Annotated in this window: 20 protein-coding genes; 13 read left to right on the plus strand and 7 right to left on the minus strand. The window is 67.4% G+C overall.

Annotated features, from left to right (window positions below):
- Window positions 1-52 precede the first annotated feature (52 nt).
- Both E3O44_RS11255 and E3O44_RS11260 read right to left on the minus strand, forming a co-directional pair.
- Window positions 53-733 carry a hypothetical protein gene (locus E3O44_RS11255; RefSeq protein WP_134534793.1) on the minus strand — a complete coding sequence of 227 codons (681 nt, stop codon included), beginning with the start codon at window positions 731-733 and terminating at the stop codon, window positions 53-55.
- A 46-nt stretch (window positions 734-779) separates the two neighbouring features.
- On the minus strand, window positions 780-1,193 hold the full coding sequence (locus E3O44_RS11260) for a DUF4383 domain-containing protein (protein WP_134534794.1): 414 nt from the start codon (window positions 1,191-1,193) through the stop codon (window positions 780-782).
- 84 nt (window positions 1,194-1,277) lie between these two features.
- On the opposite strand from E3O44_RS11260, the gene E3O44_RS11265 reads away from it, so the two are divergent.
- Window positions 1,278-1,811, plus strand: a complete 534-nt coding sequence (locus tag E3O44_RS11265; RefSeq protein ID WP_134534795.1) for a DinB family protein — start codon at window positions 1,278-1,280, stop codon at window positions 1,809-1,811.
- 72 nt (window positions 1,812-1,883) lie between these two features.
- On the opposite strand, the gene E3O44_RS11270 is transcribed toward E3O44_RS11265, so the two are convergent.
- Window positions 1,884-2,150: a GlsB/YeaQ/YmgE family stress response membrane protein gene (locus E3O44_RS11270; protein WP_134448476.1), complete on the minus strand. Its 267-nt coding sequence runs from the start codon at window positions 2,148-2,150 to the stop codon at window positions 1,884-1,886.
- A 286-nt stretch (window positions 2,151-2,436) separates the two neighbouring features.
- Between E3O44_RS11270 and E3O44_RS11275 the strand changes: the two genes are divergently transcribed.
- A complete protein-coding gene (locus E3O44_RS11275; protein WP_241976261.1) occupies window positions 2,437-3,897 on the plus strand; it encodes a nitronate monooxygenase in 1,461 nt (486 codons plus the stop codon).
- Between the two features lie 62 nt (window positions 3,898-3,959).
- On the opposite strand, the gene E3O44_RS11280 is transcribed toward E3O44_RS11275, so the two are convergent.
- The gene (locus E3O44_RS11280; protein ID WP_166792619.1) at window positions 3,960-4,859 is read right to left on the minus strand and encodes a D-hexose-6-phosphate mutarotase; all 900 of its coding nucleotides are present in this window, start codon (window positions 4,857-4,859) and stop codon (window positions 3,960-3,962) included.
- Between the two features lie 212 nt (window positions 4,860-5,071).
- Here E3O44_RS11280 and E3O44_RS11285 point away from each other — a divergent pair, with 212 nt between their 5' ends.
- From E3O44_RS11285 to E3O44_RS11300, 4 genes are all read left to right on the plus strand, one after another.
- On the plus strand, window positions 5,072-6,130 hold the full coding sequence (locus E3O44_RS11285; protein ID WP_134534797.1) for an ABC transporter ATP-binding protein: 1,059 nt from the start codon (window positions 5,072-5,074) through the stop codon (window positions 6,128-6,130).
- The gene (locus E3O44_RS11290) at window positions 6,127-6,954 is read left to right on the plus strand and encodes an ABC transporter permease subunit (protein ID WP_134534798.1); all 828 of its coding nucleotides are present in this window, start codon (window positions 6,127-6,129) and stop codon (window positions 6,952-6,954) included. The genes E3O44_RS11285 and E3O44_RS11290 overlap by 4 nt, the downstream gene beginning before the upstream one ends.
- 199 nt (window positions 6,955-7,153) lie before the next feature.
- Complete coding sequence (locus tag E3O44_RS11295; RefSeq protein ID WP_134534799.1) at window positions 7,154-8,041, plus strand: NAD-dependent epimerase/dehydratase family protein; 888 nt, start codon at window positions 7,154-7,156, stop codon at window positions 8,039-8,041.
- A 132-nt stretch (window positions 8,042-8,173) separates the two neighbouring features.
- Window positions 8,174-9,016, plus strand: coding sequence for a fructose-bisphosphatase class II family protein (locus E3O44_RS11300; protein ID WP_241976263.1), 843 nt, complete (start codon window positions 8,174-8,176; stop codon window positions 9,014-9,016).
- Window positions 9,017-9,122: 106 nt separating this feature from the next.
- On the opposite strand, the gene E3O44_RS11305 is transcribed toward E3O44_RS11300, so the two are convergent.
- Window positions 9,123-9,905: a ferredoxin reductase gene (locus E3O44_RS11305; RefSeq protein WP_241976265.1), complete on the minus strand. Its 783-nt coding sequence runs from the start codon at window positions 9,903-9,905 to the stop codon at window positions 9,123-9,125.
- Window positions 9,902-10,495: a sulfite oxidase-like oxidoreductase gene (locus E3O44_RS11310; RefSeq protein ID WP_134534800.1), complete on the minus strand. Its 594-nt coding sequence runs from the start codon at window positions 10,493-10,495 to the stop codon at window positions 9,902-9,904. Before E3O44_RS11310 ends, E3O44_RS11305 begins: the two co-directional genes overlap by 4 nt.
- A gap of 96 nt (window positions 10,496-10,591) precedes the next feature.
- Between E3O44_RS11310 and E3O44_RS11315 the strand changes: the two genes are divergently transcribed.
- Together E3O44_RS11315 and E3O44_RS11320 are read left to right on the plus strand one after the other, a co-directional pair.
- Complete coding sequence (locus E3O44_RS11315; RefSeq protein WP_134534801.1) at window positions 10,592-11,293, plus strand: SOS response-associated peptidase; 702 nt, start codon at window positions 10,592-10,594, stop codon at window positions 11,291-11,293.
- Between the two features lie 52 nt (window positions 11,294-11,345).
- Entirely contained in the window at window positions 11,346-12,209 is an 864-nt protein-coding gene (locus E3O44_RS11320) for a Sir2 family NAD-dependent protein deacetylase (RefSeq protein WP_166792620.1), read from the plus strand.
- A 12-nt stretch (window positions 12,210-12,221) separates the two neighbouring features.
- Here the strand turns inward: E3O44_RS11320 and E3O44_RS11325 are convergent, their stop codons facing one another.
- Complete coding sequence (locus E3O44_RS11325) at window positions 12,222-13,082, minus strand: DeoR/GlpR family DNA-binding transcription regulator (protein WP_134534803.1); 861 nt, start codon at window positions 13,080-13,082, stop codon at window positions 12,222-12,224.
- 270 nt (window positions 13,083-13,352) lie between these two features.
- Here E3O44_RS11325 and E3O44_RS11330 point away from each other — a divergent pair, with 270 nt between their 5' ends.
- The 5 genes from E3O44_RS11330 to E3O44_RS11350 all read left to right on the plus strand — a co-directional run bounded on the left by E3O44_RS11330 (window position 13,353) and on the right by E3O44_RS11350 (window position 18,616).
- Window positions 13,353-14,645, plus strand: coding sequence for an ABC transporter substrate-binding protein (locus tag E3O44_RS11330; protein WP_198415895.1), 1,293 nt, complete (start codon window positions 13,353-13,355; stop codon window positions 14,643-14,645).
- 84 nt (window positions 14,646-14,729) lie between these two features.
- A complete protein-coding gene (locus tag E3O44_RS11335) occupies window positions 14,730-15,650 on the plus strand; it encodes a carbohydrate ABC transporter permease (RefSeq protein WP_241976267.1) in 921 nt (306 codons plus the stop codon).
- Between the two features lies 1 nt (window position 15,651).
- Window positions 15,652-16,497 (plus strand): carbohydrate ABC transporter permease, encoded by an 846-nt coding sequence (locus E3O44_RS11340; RefSeq protein ID WP_134534804.1) that lies wholly within the window; start codon window positions 15,652-15,654, stop codon window positions 16,495-16,497.
- A 51-nt stretch (window positions 16,498-16,548) separates the two neighbouring features.
- Complete coding sequence (locus E3O44_RS11345) at window positions 16,549-17,409, plus strand: ketose-bisphosphate aldolase (protein ID WP_134534805.1); 861 nt, start codon at window positions 16,549-16,551, stop codon at window positions 17,407-17,409.
- Between the two features lie 4 nt (window positions 17,410-17,413).
- On the plus strand, window positions 17,414-18,616 hold the full coding sequence (locus E3O44_RS11350) for an ADP-dependent glucokinase/phosphofructokinase (protein WP_241976269.1): 1,203 nt from the start codon (window positions 17,414-17,416) through the stop codon (window positions 18,614-18,616).
- Window positions 18,617-18,647: the final 31 nt, after the last annotated feature.

Below are 18,647 nucleotides of genomic sequence, written 5' to 3' on the forward strand. Positions count from 1 at the left end.
CAGTCCCCGCTTCTCCAGCGGATGCCTGGGCCCGCCGCCCGGGGACCGCCGGCTAGTGGTGGTGGCCGGCCGGGGTCCCGGGGGTCGGGGCCGCGGGAAGACCGTGCGAGCCGTGCGGGACGGCGTGCGCGCCGGCATCCGTCGCGGCAAGCGCCGGAGTGGTGAGCCCGGACACGACGAGGGCCGCGAGCGTGAGCGCCGCGAGGAAGCGCCACCCGCCCGCGGCCTCACCCGCGGCCTCACCCGCGGAGGACTGTGCCGAATTCAGGAGTTGGCGCCCCATTCGGGGTGATTCGGGGTGATTCGGGCCGAATTCGGCCTGAACTCCTGAAGTGTGAACGCGCTCGGTGGCGGTGGAGGTGGCGGGGTTGGTGGCGCGGCGGGTGCGGCGTAGGGCGAGTGCGAGGGAGCCGGCCAGGAAGAGGTCGAAGAGGGTGGCGGTCGCCATCGGCTGGAGCGGGAGACCGGTCGCGGCGGCGGGCACGCCGAGGCCGCTGCCGAGGGTCGCGACGGCGCCCCACACGAGGACGGGGATCAGGGCTCCGAAGAGCGCTGCCCCGGGGGCGAGTGCCCGCCCCCGGACCAGCGTTACAGCGCCCCAGCCGAGTTCGGCGGCGCCGAACCCGACCAGGGTGATCATGAGGAGCACCGGGGCGCTCGCACCCACGGCGAGGTGGATCGTTCCCGCGCCGATGGCGGCAAAGGAAAGCCAGAGGCGGCTGATCGGGGTCATCGAAGCTCCTGTTCGTGGGTGGGGGTGCTGGTGCTGCGGGGCCGGGTCAGGCGATCGCGGAGTTGTTCCGGACGACCTTGTCGGTGGCGAGGCCGGCCCCGAGCAGCACGATCGCGCTCGCGAGGTGCAGGAAGTGGTCTGGCGTGTTGAGCGCGAGGATGTTGAGCTCAGAGCCCGCGATGAAGAACCCGACGATGCCGAGAAGTAGGTAGACCGCACCGATGGTGGTGTTGACCGACTTGGCCGCGACGACGCTCGAGAGGCCGGCGATCAGCAGGGCGGCGCCGATCAGCAGGTGGGCGACGTTGTGCAGCGGGTTGACCGCGAAGAGGCCGAGCAGGAGCCCGCCCTGGGTGGCGATGAAGCTGACGCCGCCCGTGACGGCGAAGCCGAGCAGGCCGACGAGCAGGTAGACGGCCCCGAAGACGGTGGCGACGAGGCGGTTCGGTGAAGTGCGCATGAGAGTTCCTCCTGGTAGAGACCGCTGGGGTGCGGTTGCCAGTAATTCGGAGTGAAGCTCACAGCGGATTGGTAGGCTCGCGGCATGAATATTCCCCCGGACACCAAGGACTGGACCTGGGTGCTCGAGCGCCCCTGCCCCGAGTGCGGTTTCGTCGCCGCCGACGTCGTCTTCGCGGAGATCCCGCGGTTGATCCGGGAGAACGCCGCGGCCTGGCGCCCCGTGCTCGAGCGAGCCGATGTCGCGGTGCGGCCGGACGAGCACACCTGGTCCGCCCTGGAGTACGCGGCCCACGTCCGCGACGTGTTCCGCATCTTCACCGTCCGGCTCGCTCTGATGCGCACGGAGGACGACCCGCTGTTCCCGAACTGGGACCAGGATGCGACCGCGGTGGCGGAACGGTATGGCGAGCAGGCCCCCGACCGGGTCGCCGTGGAACTGGCGGAGGCCGCGGAAGCCGCTGCCGTCGCTTTCGCCGCGGTGCCGGTCGCCGACCTCGGCCGCGTGGGACGGCGCAGCGACGGCGCCCGGTTCACAGTGACGACGATGGGACAGTATTTCGTGCACGACCCGGTGCATCACCTGCATGACGTCACCGAGGTGTCAGAGCACCACTAGGGTCGCTGCCGCCGGTTCTGAGGCGGGCGGCGCGGGGTGACGGGCTGATGCACCGGGCGGTTCAGACCGCCGTTATGCGGTGTGCCGCCGGTTGACGACGGCACCGTAGATCAGCAGCACGATGATCGATCCGGCGATGGCGAGCAGCCAGCTGGAGAGCTGGAAGAAATCGCCGATCCCGACGCCGAAGAGGAGCGACCCGAGCCAGCCGCCGAGGATCGCGCCCACCACTCCGAGGAGCAGCGTCACGAACCACCCGCCGCCCTGGGTTCCCGGCAGGATGGCTTTGGCAATCGCTCCGGCGATCAGCCCGAGAAGTAGAAATCCGATGAAACTCATGTCAAGCGTCCTTTCGTTCACGAGCAGGGATTCGTTCGGTGTGTCAGTGCGCTTCCGCCCACTCAGACGGGAGCAGGTCAACCTCCTTCTCCGTTCTTCGTCGAACAGTGTGCCACCATCCGCCCGTTTGGTCGCGGGCTCGGGGTCCGGATGCAACCCTTTTCCGGAATATGCCGTGGGTTACGATTGCCCTGCGCCCTGCAACTGATCACCCCCGGTCTCAGCGACTGCAGTGGCACCCCCGTTCTCGCGGCGGACGCCCCGGCGCACATCGACGGAGGCCCTCTTGTCCGACAGAAAACTGCCCGTGGTCATCCAGGGCGGCATGGGCATGGCCGTGTCCTCCTGGCGGCTCGCCAACGCGGTAGCCCGCACCGGCCAGCTCGGCGTCGTCTCCGGCGTCGCCCTCGACTCCGTGCTCACGCGCAGGCTGCAGGACGGCGACGTCGGCGGCCACATCCGCCGTGCGCTCGCCGCGTTCCCGGTTCCCGCCCTCGTCGGACCCGTGCTCGAGCGGTACTTCCAGGCGGAGGGGCGAGCCGCGGGCGAGCCGTACCTTCCCGTGCCCAAGCTCTCCCTGACGCCCACCCGCGAGCAGCAGGAGCTCAGCGTGCTCGGCAACTTCACCGAGGTCTGGCTGGCCAAGGAGGGCCATGCCGGGATCGTCGGGATCAACTACATGGAGAAGGTGCAGATGGCGACCCCGCCGGCAGCACTCGGCGCCATGCTCGCCGGGGTCGACTACGTGCTGATGGGCGCCGGCATCCCGCGCCAGATCCCGCACCTCCTCGACGAACTCACCGCCGGCAGGGTCGGCACGATCGACATCGACGTGCACGGCGCCGAAGCGGATGCCGTGCACACCGTGAGCGTGGATCCCGTCGACGTCCTCGGGCTGACACCGGAGACCCTCCCGCCCCTGCACCGCCCGTTCTTCGTCGCCATCGTCTCGGCGCACGTGCTCGCGTTCTACCTGGCGCGTGATGCGGACATCCGCCCGGACGGGTTCATCATCGAGGGTCCGACGGCCGGCGGGCACAATGCGCCCCCGCGCGGCCGGCTCACGCTCGACGATGACGACCAGCCGATCTACGGCCCGCGCGACGACGCGAACATCGTCAAGATCGCCGAACTCGGCCTGCCGTTCTGGCTCGCCGGCGGCTACGGCCAGCCGGAACGCCTGGCCGTCGCGCTCGCCGCCGGCGCGCAGGGTGTGCAGGTCGGCACCCTGTTCGCGCTCAGCCAGGAGTCCGGCCTCGCGCCCGAGCTGCGCGACCAGGTGCTCGGCCGCCTCGACGCGACGGAGCTCTCGATCCGCACGGACGCCGCGGCCTCCCCGACCGGATTCCCGTTCAAGGTCGCGCAACTGCCCGGCACGCTCTCCGAACCGGCGGTCTACGCCGACCGGGTGCGCCTCTGCGACCTCAGCTACCTGCGCGAGCCCTATACCAAGAAGGACGGCACGGTCGGGTTCCGCTGCCCGAGCGAACCCGTGCACATGTACGTGCGCAAGGGCGGCACAGCCGAGGACGCCACCGGCCGCGCCTGCCTCTGCAACGCCCTCACCGCGACCGTCGGCCTCGGCCAGACCCGTAAGACCGGCTATGTCGAGGTGCCGCTGCTGACGCTCGGCAACGACATCGACGGCGCCGCCGTGCTCCTCGCGGCGCACCCCGAAGGGTGGAGCGCCGCTGACGCCGTCGGCTGGCTGCTTCGCGACGCCGCGGTCTCCCCGACCGCCCCCTGACCCCTACCTTTCCGGTCGAGAGTGCCCGCTACACCGGTCACTCTCGACCGGAAAGGTGACTCTCAGGCGGCTGGGGTGACGGTGAACTCCGCCGTCATGGTGTGGCTCGCACCGGGGTCGAGCGTGATCGCGTCCGCGCCCACGTTGCAGGTCTCGACGCAGACCATGCCCGTCCATTCCTGGGATCCGAAGTCCGCCATCGCGGCGGCCTTGTCGATCCACGGGTTCCAGACGACCGTGCTGTCCGAGCCGGTCTTCGTGACCGCGATGCGGCGGGTTCCGTCGTCGATCGTCGTCGTGGCCGTCGTGCCGGAGTAGACCCGGTCCGTCTCGGCCGTGAAGGACACGGGTTCCGGAGAACCGGGTGTGGGCGTTGCGCCCCCGACCTTGTCGAGGAACGGAACGCCCTCGAGGCCCGCGACGGTCGTGCGGTGGATGTCGTCGATCGCGAAGTAGCTGTGCAGCGCCTCCTCGACGGTCACGGCCATCGTGTCCCGGTTGATCACGGTGAGCTCGAGGCGCAGCGTCGCACCGACGGTCACCGTGTAGCGGGCCTCGAACGGATGCGGCCACGCCGACGCGCGCGTCGCCGGCGAGTCCGTGAGGTGGAACGTCAGGACGACATCGTCACCGACCTCTGCCGCACCGGACAGCTGCCACTCGGTCACGCGGGCGAACCCGTGGGCCGGCGCTGTCGCATCCGCTGCGTTCGGACCGAACCAGGGGAAGCAGATCGGGATGCCGCCCCGGATGGCGGTGCCCGGGGTGAAGCGGCTCCCCGCGCTCATCCAGAGCACGGGGGCACCGCCGGCGGGAACCCACGAGGCAACGTGCGCGCCGTGCAGGTACACCTCGGCCGAGCCGGCGCGGCCGGTGACCCGGACGATGGGAAGCCCACCGACACCGGGTGCGAGGTGGACAGATGCAGGCAGGACGGGAAGCGCTGTGGGAACGGTTGACATGGGAAACCTCCAGGGTTCACTCTCCATTTTCCCACGGAGTCTTTCCCACGGAGTCAGTCTCTCGCTGCGGGGACCGGGCAGGAGTACTGTCTGCACTAAGGACTGGGCCCTGAGCTACGGCAAAACTGAGCGGCGGCTAGCTCCGGCGCGCCAGTGCCGACGGGGAGCATGGACTCCTCCTCCGACCCGCACCCCAGTCGAGAGGACACCCGATGAGTCACGTCGAAACAGCGAGCAGACCGAATCCTGGCGCGTCCTCCCCGCGCACGGATGCCGCGATCGAGGCTGTCGAGATCACCAAGCACTTCGGCAGCACCCAGGCCCTGCACGGTGTGACCTTCACCGTCCCCCGCGGCAGCGTGTTCGGCGTGATCGGTCCCAATGGCGCCGGCAAGACCACGACCATGCGCGCGCTGCTCGACATCATCCGGCCGAGTTCCGGCCATGCGACCGTGCTCGGCACCGACTCCCGCAACGCCGGCCCCGAGCTGCGCCGTCGGATCGGCTTCCTGCCCGGAGAACTCATCCTCGAGGGCCGCATCACCGGACGGAAGCTCCTGCAGCACTATGCCGACATCTCCGGGCCGGTCCGCACCGGGCACATCGACGAACTGGCGGAACGTTTCCACCTCGACCTCGGTCAGCCCGTGCGCAAACTCTCCCGCGGCAACAAGCAGAAGCTCGGCATCGTGCAGGCGTTCATGCACGAGCCGGAACTTCTTGTGCTCGACGAGCCGACGAGCGGGCTCGACCCGCTGATGCAGCAGGAGTTCCTGCTCCTCGTCAAGGAGGCCCGCGACGCCGGCCAGACCGTATTCCTGTCCTCGCATGTCATCAGCGAGATCCAGCAGGCCGCCGACGAGGTCGCGATCCTGCGCGACGGGCGCATCATCACCGTCGCGAGCGTCGAGGCCCTGCGCCAGACGGCCGTGCGGCACCTGCGGATGACGGCCACCGGCATCCGCCCCGCCGACCTCGCCGAGCGCCTCGGCGGGCTCGACGGCATGGCCGGGCTCGTCTGCACGGCCGTCACGAGCCAGACCGGAGCGGCGGCCACCGAGGCGACCGCGACCCTCGAGGGTGCGATCCAGCCCTTCATCCAGGCCGTATCCACGCTCAGCCTCACCGACCTCGTGCTCGAGGAACCCGACCTCGAGGAATCCGTGCTCGCGCTCTACACCGCCCCGGGGGAATCCGCCGAGTCGCATCGGGCCGCCCGGGCGACCAGGAAGGTCCGCGGGACCCGCGCCGAACGGAAGGAATCGAAATGACCGCGTCCACGGCAACGGATGTCCGACGCGCGCCCCTGCCGATCTTCGGCAAGGCCTTCGCCGACGGCCGGCGCGCCATGCTCGGCTGGGGAATCGGCATCGCGGCGGCGATCTTCCTCTACCTGCCGCTCTACCCGAGCATGATCGGGACCTCCGAGATGCAGAAGCTCATCGACTCGCTGCCGAGGGCCCTGATCCGCACCCTCAACTACGACCAGATCAGCACCGGTGCCGGCTACACCCAGGCCACGGTCTTCGGCCTGATCGGGTTCCTGCTGATCGGCATCGCCTCGATCGGCTGGGGCGCGGCCATGCTCGGCGGCGACGAGGAGTCCGGCCAGCTCGAGCTCACCCTCGCCCACGGCGTCACCCGCGTGCAGGTCGTGGTGGAACGGTTCGCGGCCCTCGTGCTGAAGATCCTGTTGATCACCGCCCTGATGTTCGTGCTGATCGCACTTCTCAACGGCCCGAGCCAGCTCGGCATCGACGTCGGATACCTGGCCCAGACCTGCCTGCTCTTCGCGGGCCTCGTGTTGCTCTGCGGCAGCGTCGCGATGCTCGGCGGTGCCCTCACCGGCCGCAGGGTGTGGGGCATCGGCGCCGGCGCCTTCGTGGCGGTCGTCGGCTACGTATTCAACGCCCTCGGCAACCAGAGTGCCGACCTCGAGTGGTTGCACGGGCTCTCGCCCTACTACTGGGCCTTCGGAAACTACCCGATGACGAACGGCGGAACGCCGATCGCCTTCGTCGCGTTCTACGGCGGCTCGCTGCTCGTCGCGGCCGCGACGGCGCTCGTGCTGCGCCAGCGCGACATCGGCGTCTGAGCGCGTGCGCCGTCGGCGACGTAAAGTCGGAGAATTTCGCGACACGCCGTGATGCCGGGCGGCGGATGCTGCGAGTCGCGAAAATCTCCGACGTCACGCATCCGCTCGCCCGGTTCGCGACATGTTCGCGCCGAGCCGCAGTGTCGGCACGGTAGCGTGAAGGTCCAGCAGGTCCAGCAGGTTCAGCAAAGGAGCGCTCATGAAGGTCGTCGTCACCGGTGCCAACGGAAAAGTCGGTCGGGCCGCCGTGCAGGCGCTGCTCGCCGCCGGACACGACGTGACGGGGGTCGATCTCGCCCGCCCGGTCTTCGAGCGGGCGGTGGAGGGCGCGGCGCGCTACATGATGGCCGACCTGACCGATGCCGGCGAGGCCTTCGCCGTGATCCGCGGCGCAGACGCCGTCGTGCACACCGCGGCGATCCCGGACCCGACAGCGAACCCCGCCCACGTGGTATTCCGCACCAACCTGATGGCGACCTTCAACGTGCTCGAGGCCGCCGTGCGTTTCGGCGTGCCGCGCTTCGTCAACATCTCGAGCGAGACCGTTCCCGGCTTCTTCTTCCCGGAGCGGGACTTCCTGCCCGACTACGCCCCCGTCGACGAACAGCACCCGATCCACCCGCAGGACCCCTATGCGCTCACCAAGCACTTCGGCGAACAGCTGATGGACGCGGCCGTCGCGCGTTCCGACATCCGCTGCATCTCGCTGCGGCCGAGCTGGGTGCAGAACGAGGACAACTACGAGCAGAACCTCGGCCCGCAGGTGCGCGATGCCGCGGTGCTGAGCCCGAATCTCTGGAGCTACATCGACGCCTACGACCTCGCCGACGCGATCGTGCTCGCCGTGGAGTCCGAGTTGCCCGGCCATGAGGTGTTCTACATCGCCTCGCCGGACAACGTCGGCGGGCGCGACTTCGCCGAGATCCTGCACACGTACTACGGCGACAGGATCGAGCTGCGCCCGCTGGCCAGAACGGATGCCTCCGGCATCTCGAGCGCGAAGGCTCAGCGCCTGCTCGGCTGGGTTCCGAAGCGGTCCTGGCGGGACTACCTCGGCGCCGACGGCACGGCGCTGGTGCGCTCGTGACCTGCGTTCGTAACACGGAAGGGTTAGGCTGACGCCATTCCAGTCTCCGGTACACCCGTTCCCGTTCGTCCCACCTCCGAGCCGGAAAGTGAGCCCACCGGCATCCCCGGCGACTCAGGTTCCGGCGCCGTCGTGCTCGGCGCGCACTCCTATCCCGCCGGCCTCGTCGCCCGCGTGCGTGAGGCGACGGATGCCGCGGCCGCGGCCTGCCTGCCGTGGCTCGGCCTCGGCGACAAGATCGCCATCGACGACGCCGCTGTCACGGCCATGCGGGCCGTGCTCGCGGACGCCCCGTTCTCCGGCACCGTCGTGATCGGCGAGGGCGAGAAGGACGCGGCCCCGATGCTCGCCAACGGTGAGGCGCTCGGCCAGGGCGTCGCGCCGCTCTGCGACGTCGCCGTGGACCCGCTCGACGGCACCCGCCTCGCGGCCGCCGGTCTCCCCGGTTCGATCTGCGTGATCGCCCTCGCCCCGCGCGGCACCATGTTCGATCCGGTCGATGTCTTCTACATGGACAAGCTCATCTGCGGCGCGGCCGGCCGGGGCGTTGTCGACATCCGCCGCCCGATCGCCGAGAACCTGGCCCGACTCGCCGCCGTCACCGGGGCGGCCGTGACCGATCTCGTGGTCGTCGTGCTCGACAAGCCCCGCCACACCACGCTCATCGCCGAGATCCGGGCCACCGGCGCCGAGCTCCGTCTCGTCGGCGAGGGCGATATCGTCGCCGCCGTCACGGCAGCGACCTCGGGGACCGACGTCGACGTCGTCGTCGGTGTCGGCGGGACACCGGAGGGCATCATCGCGGCCTGCGCGGTGCGGGCACTCGGCGGGTTCATGCAGGGCCGCCTCGCACCGCAGACTCCCGAGCAGCACGCCGCGGCGATCGCGGCCGGGCACGACCTCGACCGGGTCCTCGAACTCGACGACCTCGTCGCGAGCGAGGCGGTCCTGTTCGTCTCGACAGCCGTCGGCTGAGCCGGCGCAAAGTCGGAGATTTTTGCGAAACGCCGCCGGTCCGGTCGGCGGATGCAGCGTGTCGCGGAAATCTCCGACATTACGTGATCGCGGGGGCGCGGAAACGTTAGCCGCCCTCGGCACCGCCGTAGCGCTCCGTCCGGATCCGGGCGGGATCCCGGCCCGAGCGAACGAGGGCGTCCGCCACGAACTCGACGAAGGGGGTCGCACCGCAGACATACGTCAGGGCGGTGCTGCCGAGGGGCTGAACACTCGCCGCGAGGCGGGTGAGGTCGAGGCGGCCGGGGGCGTGCGGCCATCCGCTCGGCGCACGCCGGGTGTACACCCAGTCGAGGTCGAACCGGGGAGAGACCCGGGCGAGCTCCTCGAGCTCGGCGCGGTAGTACGCCATCTCCGGTGAACGCACCGAGTAGAGCAGACGGAACGGCGACGGGTTGGTGCCCGCCTCGTGGGCGCGGATCATGGCCATCAGCGGAACAACGCCGGAGCCGCCGGCGATGAGCTGCACCGGTGCGGGTTCCTCGTCGAGCCAGACGAACCAGCCGCCGATCGGTCCGCGGATCTCGAGCCGGTCGCCCACATCGAGGCCGCGCACGAGATACGGCGACACCTCGCCGTCGGTGAGTTCCTCCACGGTGATCTCGAGGATCCCCCCGGTCGCCGCCGAGGCGAGCGAGTACGAGCGCACCGCCGTGTAGCCGTCCGGCGCGGTCAGGCGCACGTCGATGTGCTGCCCCGCGACGAGCGCGGGCAGCGCGGCGGCCTCGGGCAGCCGCATCCGGATCGTGCGTGCCGTCGGGGTCTCGGCGTAGGCCTCGACGACCAGGGCCTCGTGCCAGTCCGAGGCGTTCCACGTGGAACGGGCGGCGCTCGCCGGAAGGTCAGTCACCAGTACCGTTCTTCACGCCAGGGGTCGCCGTGCATGTGGTACCCGTTCTGCTCCCAGAAACCCGGATCGTTGCGGGTCGACAGCTCGATGCTCCGCAGCCACTTCGCGCTCTTCCAGAAGTACAGCGCGGGCACGAGCAGCCGGGCGGGGCCGCCGTGCTCCGGGGCGAGCGGCGAGCCGTCGAACTGGTGCGCCACCCAGGCCTTGCCGCCGCGCAGCTCGTCGAGTGGCACGTTGGTCGTGTACCCGCCGTAGCTGCGGGCCATCGCGAACCCCGCCTGGGTATCGACACCGTCGAGCAGCGTGTCGAGGGAGACGCCGCGCCAGCCCGTACCGAACTTCGACCAGCTCGTCACACAGTGGATGTCGACGGTCACGTCCTCCTGCGGCAGCGCCTGGAACTCGTCCCAGGTCCAGGTCGTCATCAACCCGGACTCGCTTGTGATGCTGAAGCGCCACTCCTCGGGCGTGACCCGCGGGGTCGGCCCGATCGAGAGCACCGGGAAGTCGGTGACGAGGTGCTGGCCCGGGGGCAGGCCGGGGACGGGTTCGCGGCGACGGCCCATGAAACCGGGCGAAAAGAGACCCATGGTGACTCCTCCAGAACGAACAGGCTGCGGGAATGCCGGTTCGCAAAGCCTAGCCGCGCGATTGTCAGCACGCACGGGCCGGATTAGCCTGAGCGCATGTGCGGACGATTCGCGATGGACAAGGACACCGACGATCTGATCCAGGAGTTCGTCGCGTCCGGCGGTGATTTCCGGGACTGGCGGCCGTCGTACAACATCGCGCCGACCGACCGGGTGCCCGTGGTGCGCGAGTGGGAACACGACGGCACGATCACCCGCGAGGTCGATGCGGCGACCTGGGGGCTCAAGCCCGCCTGGTCGACCGGCGGCAACCGACCCGCGCCGATCAACGCCCGGATCGAGACGGTTGCCACTAATGGCATGTTCCGCACGGCCTTCGATTCCCGGCGCTGCATCGTCCCGATGACGGGCTACTACGAGTGGGAGAGCCTCCCGGACGGCAAGCAGCCGCACTTCATCCACGGCGGCGGGCTCCTCGCCGCGGCCGGACTCTACGCGGCGCGCAAGGAGCCTGATGATTCCTGGTCCCACAGCATGACGATCATCACGCGGGAGGCCCGCGACGCGTCCGGCGAGATCCACGACCGGATGCCCGCATTCCTCGAACGGAATGTCTGGGACGAGTGGCTCAGGCCGGGCAAACTCACCGACCCGAATCACCTGCTCGACCTCCTCGACCGAACCTCCAGCGCCGTCGCGGCACACATCGAGAGCTATCCGGTCTCCCGGCGGGTGAACAGCGTGCGGGTGCCCGATGCCGAGCGGCAGGACCCGGCGCTCATCCGGCCGTTGGCCTGAGGCGCAGAATGGAAGGGCGGCCGTCGACTCGGGCCGTTTCTGGAGATGCTCCATGCCCGTCCCGTCCGCCCAACCGACAGCATCCGTTCTGCACACCCCGCTTGCCCCGAGCCGCGCGCTGCTCGCGCGGGCGCACCGCGTCATCGTGATCGCCGGCGCCGGGATGAGCGCCGACATCGGAACCCCCGTCTACTGGACCGGAGACAACGCGGCGTACGGCGACACCGTCTCGCACTACGGCCACACGAATCTCGAGCACTCCTGCGCGCCGCTCTGGCTCGAGGAACCCGACCAGCAGGCCGCGTTCTTTCGCGAAACCTGGCGGGGGATGCGCGAATCGGAGAAGCCCGCCCGGCCGGCCGACCCGTACTTCGTGCTCCAGGACTGGCTGGATGCCGCGGCGAAGGACTACTTCGTGCTCACCTCCAACGTCGACACCGCCTTCACCGACCACGGCTTCCCTGCTGAGAAGCTCCTCGAGATCCACGGCGCCTACGATCGCTCCCAGTGCCTCGCCGAACCGGAGGCGCACGGCGTCTTCCCGACCGTCGACCCGGGCCTCGCCACCACCGTCTGCCCGACCTGCGGCAGTCTGGCCCGGCCCAACGTGCTGTTCTTCGACGACTACTGGTTCAACAACGCGGCGAACGAACTCCAGGAGGAGGACTTCCTCGACTACCAGCAACACCTCGCCGCGGAGGACGCCGGCAGCACGGTCATCCTCGAGGTGGGGGTCGGCCTCACCGTGATGAACCTGCGCAACCTGACCTGGGACCTGCACTCCCGCTACGACCTCCCGATCGTGCGGATCAACCCGTTCCACGTCGGCCGCGGCGATGACGTGTCCGCGGGGACCGCGCCGATCTACGAGCACCAGCTCACCGCGCTCGTCGGGCTCCGCGCCCTGCTCGGGTAGCCGGGCGGAACGCTACGGACCGGTGGGCCTGTCCGGTGGGCCGGGCGGCGGCGTCAGCACCTCCACGTTGTTCGCCCGGAAGGCCTTGGCCAGGTCGGCCGGCGGGGCCTGGTCCGTGACGAAATAGTCTGCCCGGCCCAGCTCGGCGACCTGGGCGAAAAGCTGGCGCCCGAACTTCGTTGAGTCCGCGAGGATCGCGACACGCGAAGCCCGGGCGACCATCTCGCTCATCATGACCGCCTCGGCCAGATTGCTCGTCGAATATCCGCCATCGGCCGAAACGGCCCCCACCGAAATCAGGGCCAGGTCGCAGCGCACGTCGAGGTCGTTCCCGTTGCCGGCGAACTGAAACCCGACGGGTCCGATGGTCGACTGGCCGCTGAGTCGCACGGCGCCGCCGAAGACATACAGGTCACGACAGACATCCGGTGGCATCTCGATCGGAATGCGGAGGTTGTTGGTGGCCACCGTCAGGTTGCGGTGCTTGTCCAGGTGGCGCACCGCTGCCAGCGTCGTCGTGCCGGCGTTGATCATGATGACGGAGCCGTCCTGCACGAGGCCGGCCGCCAGCGCGCCGATCCTGTCCTTCGCGGATGTCTGCAGCCGCAATCGGAGGTCCAGCTTCTTCTCCGTGGTCTCCATGACCGATTGGCTGACCGCACCGCCGTGGGTCCGGACCAGTACCCCGTCGGCGTCGAGCTGGTCGAGGTCCCTTCGGATGGTGTCGGCCGAGACCCCGAAGTGCTCCGCGAGGGCTCCGACCGTGACCTGTCCTGCCTCCGACACGAACAGGGCGAGATCGGCCTTGCGTCCCGCGGGTAGGCGGGCGGCCTGATCGGGCCGGTTCGAGCGCGGGGTTGTGGAATGGGACATGCCTGATATTAGCATTTTCTTGCATTTTCACTCAGTACTTTGTCGATTTGATCGGGATAATCCCGGACATTCACGCATGACCATGCATACAGGCGAGACTCCCGAGCGGTCGGCCCTCCCCGTAAATTCAGTGAAGTCACGGCATATGCCGTCACAAATTGATGCTTTTGTATGCTTGACGATCAGCAATTCACTCCGCTACCATCATGCAACAAGGCGCAGAAAAGCGCATACAACAGCAGAACACAGCAAAACTTGGAATGGAGAACCATGAATAGCAAAGGCGCTATGGTCCGGAGGGCCGTCGTCCCTCTTGTCGTCGCAGGCATGGCCGTCACCCTGATCACCGGGTGCAGTACCAGTAGTTCGGTTACCGCGACCGCAGACCCGAACGAGAAGGTCACGCTGGAATTCTCCCAGTGGTGGGAGCCGGAACTTCCAGCGGGGGCACTGCGCACCCTGATGGACGAATTCCAGACGGAGAACCCGAACATTACGGTCAAGCTGCTCAGCGCGCCGTACGCGGCAACCAAGGACCAGACTGTCGCCGGCGCAGCCTCGGGAGTCATGTCCGACGTTGTGGGACTTGACGGGGCGTGGGTGAGTGACTTCGCCAAGCAGGGCGCGCTTGCCGACCTCTCCCAGCTGATGAAGGATGCCGGGTACGACGAGAGCCAGCTGGCCAGTCAGGTCAAGATCAAGGACTCGACCTTCATGATCCCGGTGCTCAACTTCGTCTATCCCATGTTCACCAACGACGACCTGCTGGCCAAGGCCGGCGTCACGGCACCGCCCACCAACCGGACTGAGTTCACCGCGGCAGCCGAAGCTGTGACCAAGAGCGGGGACGCCAAGGGCTGGGTCCTCCCGCTTTCGCTCCAGGCGCCGAACGGAATCCAGAATGACGTCATGTCCTGGGCGTGGGCATCGGGCGGGAGTATGCTCAAGAAGGGCGCCCCGGACCTCACGAACGCCGATGTCACGAGCGCGACCAACTACGTGAAGGACCTCTGGGACAAGGGCGTCATCGCCCCCGGTTCCCTCACCATGACGGAACAGGACAAGGTGGAGGAATTCACCAACGGCCGTGTCGGCATGATGATCGACTCCCTGTCGCACGTCACGAGCATCCGGGAGAAGAACCCGAACCTCAAGTTCAGCATTTCGGCGATTCCCGCGACGGACGGTTTCACCGGCAAGCGCGGCATCCCATACGCGTCCTGGGGCATCGGCGTCTCCGACACCGGAAAGCACAAGGCGGAGGCCTGGAAGCTCGTGCAGTTCCTGATGAGCGAGAAGACCAACTCCACGCTGTCGACGCTCGCACACGCCTTCCCCGGGAACACGACGTCCACACCGGACTTCACCGGGACCGACCCGCTGTTCAAGACAGCGTTCGACATCTACAAAAGTGGCACGCCTGTCAACGAATTCGTCGGGCTGCCGGTCGCCGAACAGCTGATGCGTGACTTCGACGAGCAGTTCCAGGGCGCGCTGACCGGAACCCAGTCGGTCGACGACATGCTGACCAAGGCCCAGGCCGCCTGGACGGCGAAGTTCTAGCCGTTCCGGCGCACCCCAGCCTCGCGTGGCCGCGTCAGGACTCGTTCCCGGCGCGGCCACCCAAACTCAAGGAGGGACCACGTCTTGAGAACCACACGCACCACGGGTGCTGAGCCGAGGACCGCGGCGAAGTCGCTGACCGGCAGGCTCACGCCCTACGGATTCATCTCCCCGACCGCGGCCCTGCTCTTCGTCCTGATGTTCATCCCGATCGCCATGGTCATGGGCTACTCGCTCATGGACAACGTCATCACCAACAAACATCCGGAGTTCGTCGGGCTGGACAACTACGTCAAGGTGCTCAGCAACGGCGTCCTGCCGACTGCCGTGCTCAATACGGCGATCTTCACCATCGTCAGCGTCATTGCCCACCTCGTCCTCGGCCTGTTGTTCGCCATGATGCTCAACACGAAACTGCTCAGCAATCTCACCACGGGTCTCTTCCGGGTGATCTACGTACTGCCGTGGCTGTTCACGGTCGCCATCATCGCCATCCTCTGGCGACTGCTGCTCAATCCGAACGGCGTCATCAACTACGTCCTGGTCGGCCTCGGGATCACTCCCACGGGCATCGAGTGGCTGTCGACGCCGGGGACGGCGTTGCTTGCCGTCACCTTCATCAACATCTGGGCCGGGTACCCGTTCTACATGGTCAGCCTCCTGGCCGGCCTGCAGGGAATTCCGACGGACCTCTATGAAGCAGCCAAGGTGGACGGCGCTTCGGCGCTCCAGCAGTTCTGGCACATGACCCTGCCTCAACTCAAGCCCATCATCATCAGCATGTCCCTGCTCGACGTCATCTGGACGTCGCAGCAGTTCGCGCTGATCTGGATGACCACGGGCGGTGGGCCTATCAACGCAACCGAGATGCTGAGCACGTTCACGTACAAGCTGGCCTTCAGCAACTACGAGTTCTCCCAGGCGTCCGCGAGTGCCGTCCTGCTCCTGATCGTGTCGACGGTCCTCGCTTACGTCTATGCCCGATACCAGAAAGCGCGGGAGTGAAATGGTTGCGACCAAACGACGGGTTCACCTGGCGAAGAAGACCGGACTGTTCATCGGACTGCTGATCGGCGCCGTCTTCGCCGGCTTCCCGGTGTTATGGATGGCTTCGAGTTCGTTCAAGTCGAATACGGAGATCTTTGCTTCCCCGCCGAAACTCATCACGGATAACTTCTCCTGGGATGCGTACACGTCGATCCTGACCGACCCCACCAAGGTGCGGTTCTTCATCAACAGCTACGTGGTGTCCTTGTCCGTCACGGTGTTGACTCTGCTCATCGCCATTCTCGCGGCGTATGCCTTCAGCCGATTCGAGTTCCGGTTCAAGAAACCCCTGAACATGATCATCGTGAGCGTGCAGGGCGTGCCTCCCATCACTCTGCTCATCCCGTACTTCGGGTTGATGGTGACCCTCGGCCTGTACAACACCTACCTGGGCCTAATCCTGACCTACATGGTGTTCACCCTGCCGTACGCGATCATCATGATGACCGGCTACTTCAACACCCTGCCCAAGGAACTGGACGAGGCGGCCCGGGTCGACGGGGCGAGTGCGATGGGAGCGCTGTGGCGAATCCTGGTGCCGATCTCCATCCCGGGCATCGTCTCGGTCGGCATCTACACCTTCATGATCTCGTGGAACGAGTTCCTCTTCGCGCTGACCCTGACCCGCACCCAGGACATGCGCACTGTGCCCATCGGCATCCAGCTTCTGATGGGTCAGAACTCCTACGAGTGGAACCAGATGATGGCGATGAGCATCCTCGGGTGCATCCCGGTCCTGCTCCTCTTCCTCTTCTTCCAACGCTTCTTCATCGGCGGCATGACCGCAGGAGCGGTCAAGAACTAGCCGCGTCTGTCTTTTCCCTCTCGTTTCACCCCAACCAAGGAGAACCCCCGCATGTTAATTAATGGCATCGACCTTCTGGCCGTCGCGAACGCGAACGACTTCGCTGTCCCGGCGTTCAACGTCAGCGACTACGCGATGATGAACGGTCTCTTCGAGATCAGCGAGGAGAAGAACTCACCGCTGATCATTGCGATCCACCCGGACGAACTGAGTCACATCGGCGTCGACATGCTTCCCGCGATCATTGCGCGCGCTCACCGCGCGACCGTGCCGGTTACCATCCACCTGGACCACGGGGCGACCTACGAGCAGGTGCTCGTGGCCATCCAGAGCGGTTTCACTTCCGTCATGATCGACGGATCCCTGCTTCCGTTCGCCGACAACGTGGCGATCACCAAGCGGGTCGTCGATGCAGCGCATGCCGTGGGAATTTCTGTCGAGGGTGAGCTCGGCACGATCGGCAAGACCGACAGCGAGGCCGAAGACGGCACGGCGAACATCATCTTCACCGATCCCGACGACGCGGTGAAGTTCATCGCATCCACCGGCGTGGACAGCCTGGCCATTGCCATCGGCACGAGCCACGGAATCTATCCCGCAGGTATGAAGCCAGAACTCAAGCTCGACCTGCTCCGCGAGATCACCGGCAAGGTCGGCATCCCCCTGGTCCTTCACGGCGGGTCCAACAACCCGGACCAGGAAATCGGCGAGGCCGTGCGGCTGGGCATCAATAAGATCAATATCTCGAGCGACATCAAGTCGTCGTACCACTCCAAGATGCGCGAGGTCCTGGCCGACCCGGGTGTCCGGGAGCCGAACACGATCCAGCCGCCCTGCGTCGCCGCCATGAAGGTCACCGCGGCGCAGAAGATCGACCTGTTCAACGCGGCCGGAAAAGCAGCACTCTACTAATCGATTGGCACACATCTCCATGCGCGAAAAACTGGTGTTGGGGCTCGGCGGCACCGTCGACTACGAGATCGCCTGGGACTCCCGGGTGATCGAGCACCTCATCCGCGAATACTCCATTCGCGCGTCGGAGCTGGATGCCTCGATCCCGGTGATGAGCGAGCGGGACCTGGTCGTCACGTTGCTCGCGTTTCTCGCGGGCGGTGCCGGAGGAGAGCGATTCGTCGCCTCCTCCGACATCGTGGAGACGTTCGCCGCCCGGTTCGATCGGAGGATCACCCTGGGCGGCACGTGCGTGCGCGCCGCGATGGCGATGCAGGCGCTCGGTGTCGAGAGCACGGTGCACCTGGTCAGCATCGACGATCACGTTCGCAGGCTGCTCCCCGCGGGATGCGCCTATCTCTGCAGCGCGGATCACGACACGACCGACCCGCATCTCATCGTCCAGTTCAGCGCGGGTGCGCGTGTCCAGGCCGGGGACATCGACCTGGATGCGCCGCACCCGAACCGGGTCATCTACGCCAATGATCCACCGAACGAACGGCTGCTGCTGAGCGAGGGTCTCGGAGAGGCGCTCCGAGAGGCCGAGATATTCCTGATCTCCGGGTTCAACGTCATCCAGGACACGGACCTGCTCCGAGAACGTTTGCTGGACATCCGGCAGCACATGCAACAGTTACCGCTCGATGCCGTCGTCTACTACGAGGACGCCGGATTCCATGTCCCGGCGATGAGTCGGTACGTGCGCGACGCCCTCATCGGGGTGATCGACGTGTACAGCATGAACGAGGATGAAATGCAGGCCTACCTCGGACGCCCCGTCGATCTCCTGGCCGTCGACGAGGTGGCCGAGGCCCTCCGGGAATTGCAGCTCCTGATCCCCGCCGCGACCCTGGTCGTGCACACGAAGTACTGGTCACTCGCCCTCGGTGAGTTGGCAGCGTCCTATGCCGCGAGCCTGCAGGGGGGTATCACCATGGCGAGCACGCGGTATTGCTACGGGGACGATTTCACCGAGCGGGACTACCGGGAGATCGACAGCCGGGTGCCCAGCGTGCTCGGCACCCGTTTCGCTGCCGACCTCGAGGACCGGATGGGCCCCACTGTCCGGTGCCTGCCCGCGTTCGCGCTCACCGTGGCCGCGCCGACAACCATCGGACTGGGCGACTCGTTCGTCGGCGGGTTCATCGCGGCGCTGGCTCGGCGCTAGCCGGCCCTCGCGCCCCGCTCGAATAGCCGGG

It is taken from the genome of Cryobacterium algoricola, assembly GCF_004402485.1.
GTDB classification, from domain to species: domain Bacteria; phylum Actinomycetota; class Actinomycetes; order Actinomycetales; family Microbacteriaceae; genus Cryobacterium; species Cryobacterium algoricola.

Coding starts and splice junctions, on each gene's coding strand:
- E3O44_RS11255 (WP_134534793.1), bottom strand. CDS start 733: ATGACCCCGATCAGCCGCCTCTGGCTTTCCTTTGCCGCCATCGGCGCG.
- E3O44_RS11260 (WP_134534794.1), bottom strand. CDS start 1,193: ATGCGCACTTCACCGAACCGCCTCGTCGCCACCGTCTTCGGGGCCGTC.
- E3O44_RS11265 (WP_134534795.1), top strand. CDS start 1,278: ATGAATATTCCCCCGGACACCAAGGACTGGACCTGGGTGCTCGAGCGC.
- E3O44_RS11270 (WP_134448476.1), bottom strand. CDS start 2,150: ATGAGTTTCATCGGATTTCTACTTCTCGGGCTGATCGCCGGAGCGATT.
- E3O44_RS11280 (WP_166792619.1), bottom strand. CDS start 4,859: ATGTCAACCGTTCCCACAGCGCTTCCCGTCCTGCCTGCATCTGTCCAC.
- E3O44_RS11285 (WP_134534797.1), top strand. CDS start 5,072: ATGAGTCACGTCGAAACAGCGAGCAGACCGAATCCTGGCGCGTCCTCC.
- E3O44_RS11290 (WP_134534798.1), top strand. CDS start 6,127: ATGACCGCGTCCACGGCAACGGATGTCCGACGCGCGCCCCTGCCGATC.
- E3O44_RS11295 (WP_134534799.1), top strand. CDS start 7,154: ATGAAGGTCGTCGTCACCGGTGCCAACGGAAAAGTCGGTCGGGCCGCC.
- E3O44_RS11310 (WP_134534800.1), bottom strand. CDS start 10,495: ATGGGTCTCTTTTCGCCCGGTTTCATGGGCCGTCGCCGCGAACCCGTC.
- E3O44_RS11315 (WP_134534801.1), top strand. CDS start 10,592: ATGTGCGGACGATTCGCGATGGACAAGGACACCGACGATCTGATCCAG.
- E3O44_RS11320 (WP_166792620.1), top strand. CDS start 11,346: ATGCCCGTCCCGTCCGCCCAACCGACAGCATCCGTTCTGCACACCCCG.
- E3O44_RS11325 (WP_134534803.1), bottom strand. CDS start 13,082: ATGTCCCATTCCACAACCCCGCGCTCGAACCGGCCCGATCAGGCCGCC.
- E3O44_RS11330 (WP_198415895.1), top strand. CDS start 13,353: ATGAATAGCAAAGGCGCTATGGTCCGGAGGGCCGTCGTCCCTCTTGTC.
- E3O44_RS11340 (WP_134534804.1), top strand. CDS start 15,652: ATGGTTGCGACCAAACGACGGGTTCACCTGGCGAAGAAGACCGGACTG.
- E3O44_RS11345 (WP_134534805.1), top strand. CDS start 16,549: ATGTTAATTAATGGCATCGACCTTCTGGCCGTCGCGAACGCGAACGAC.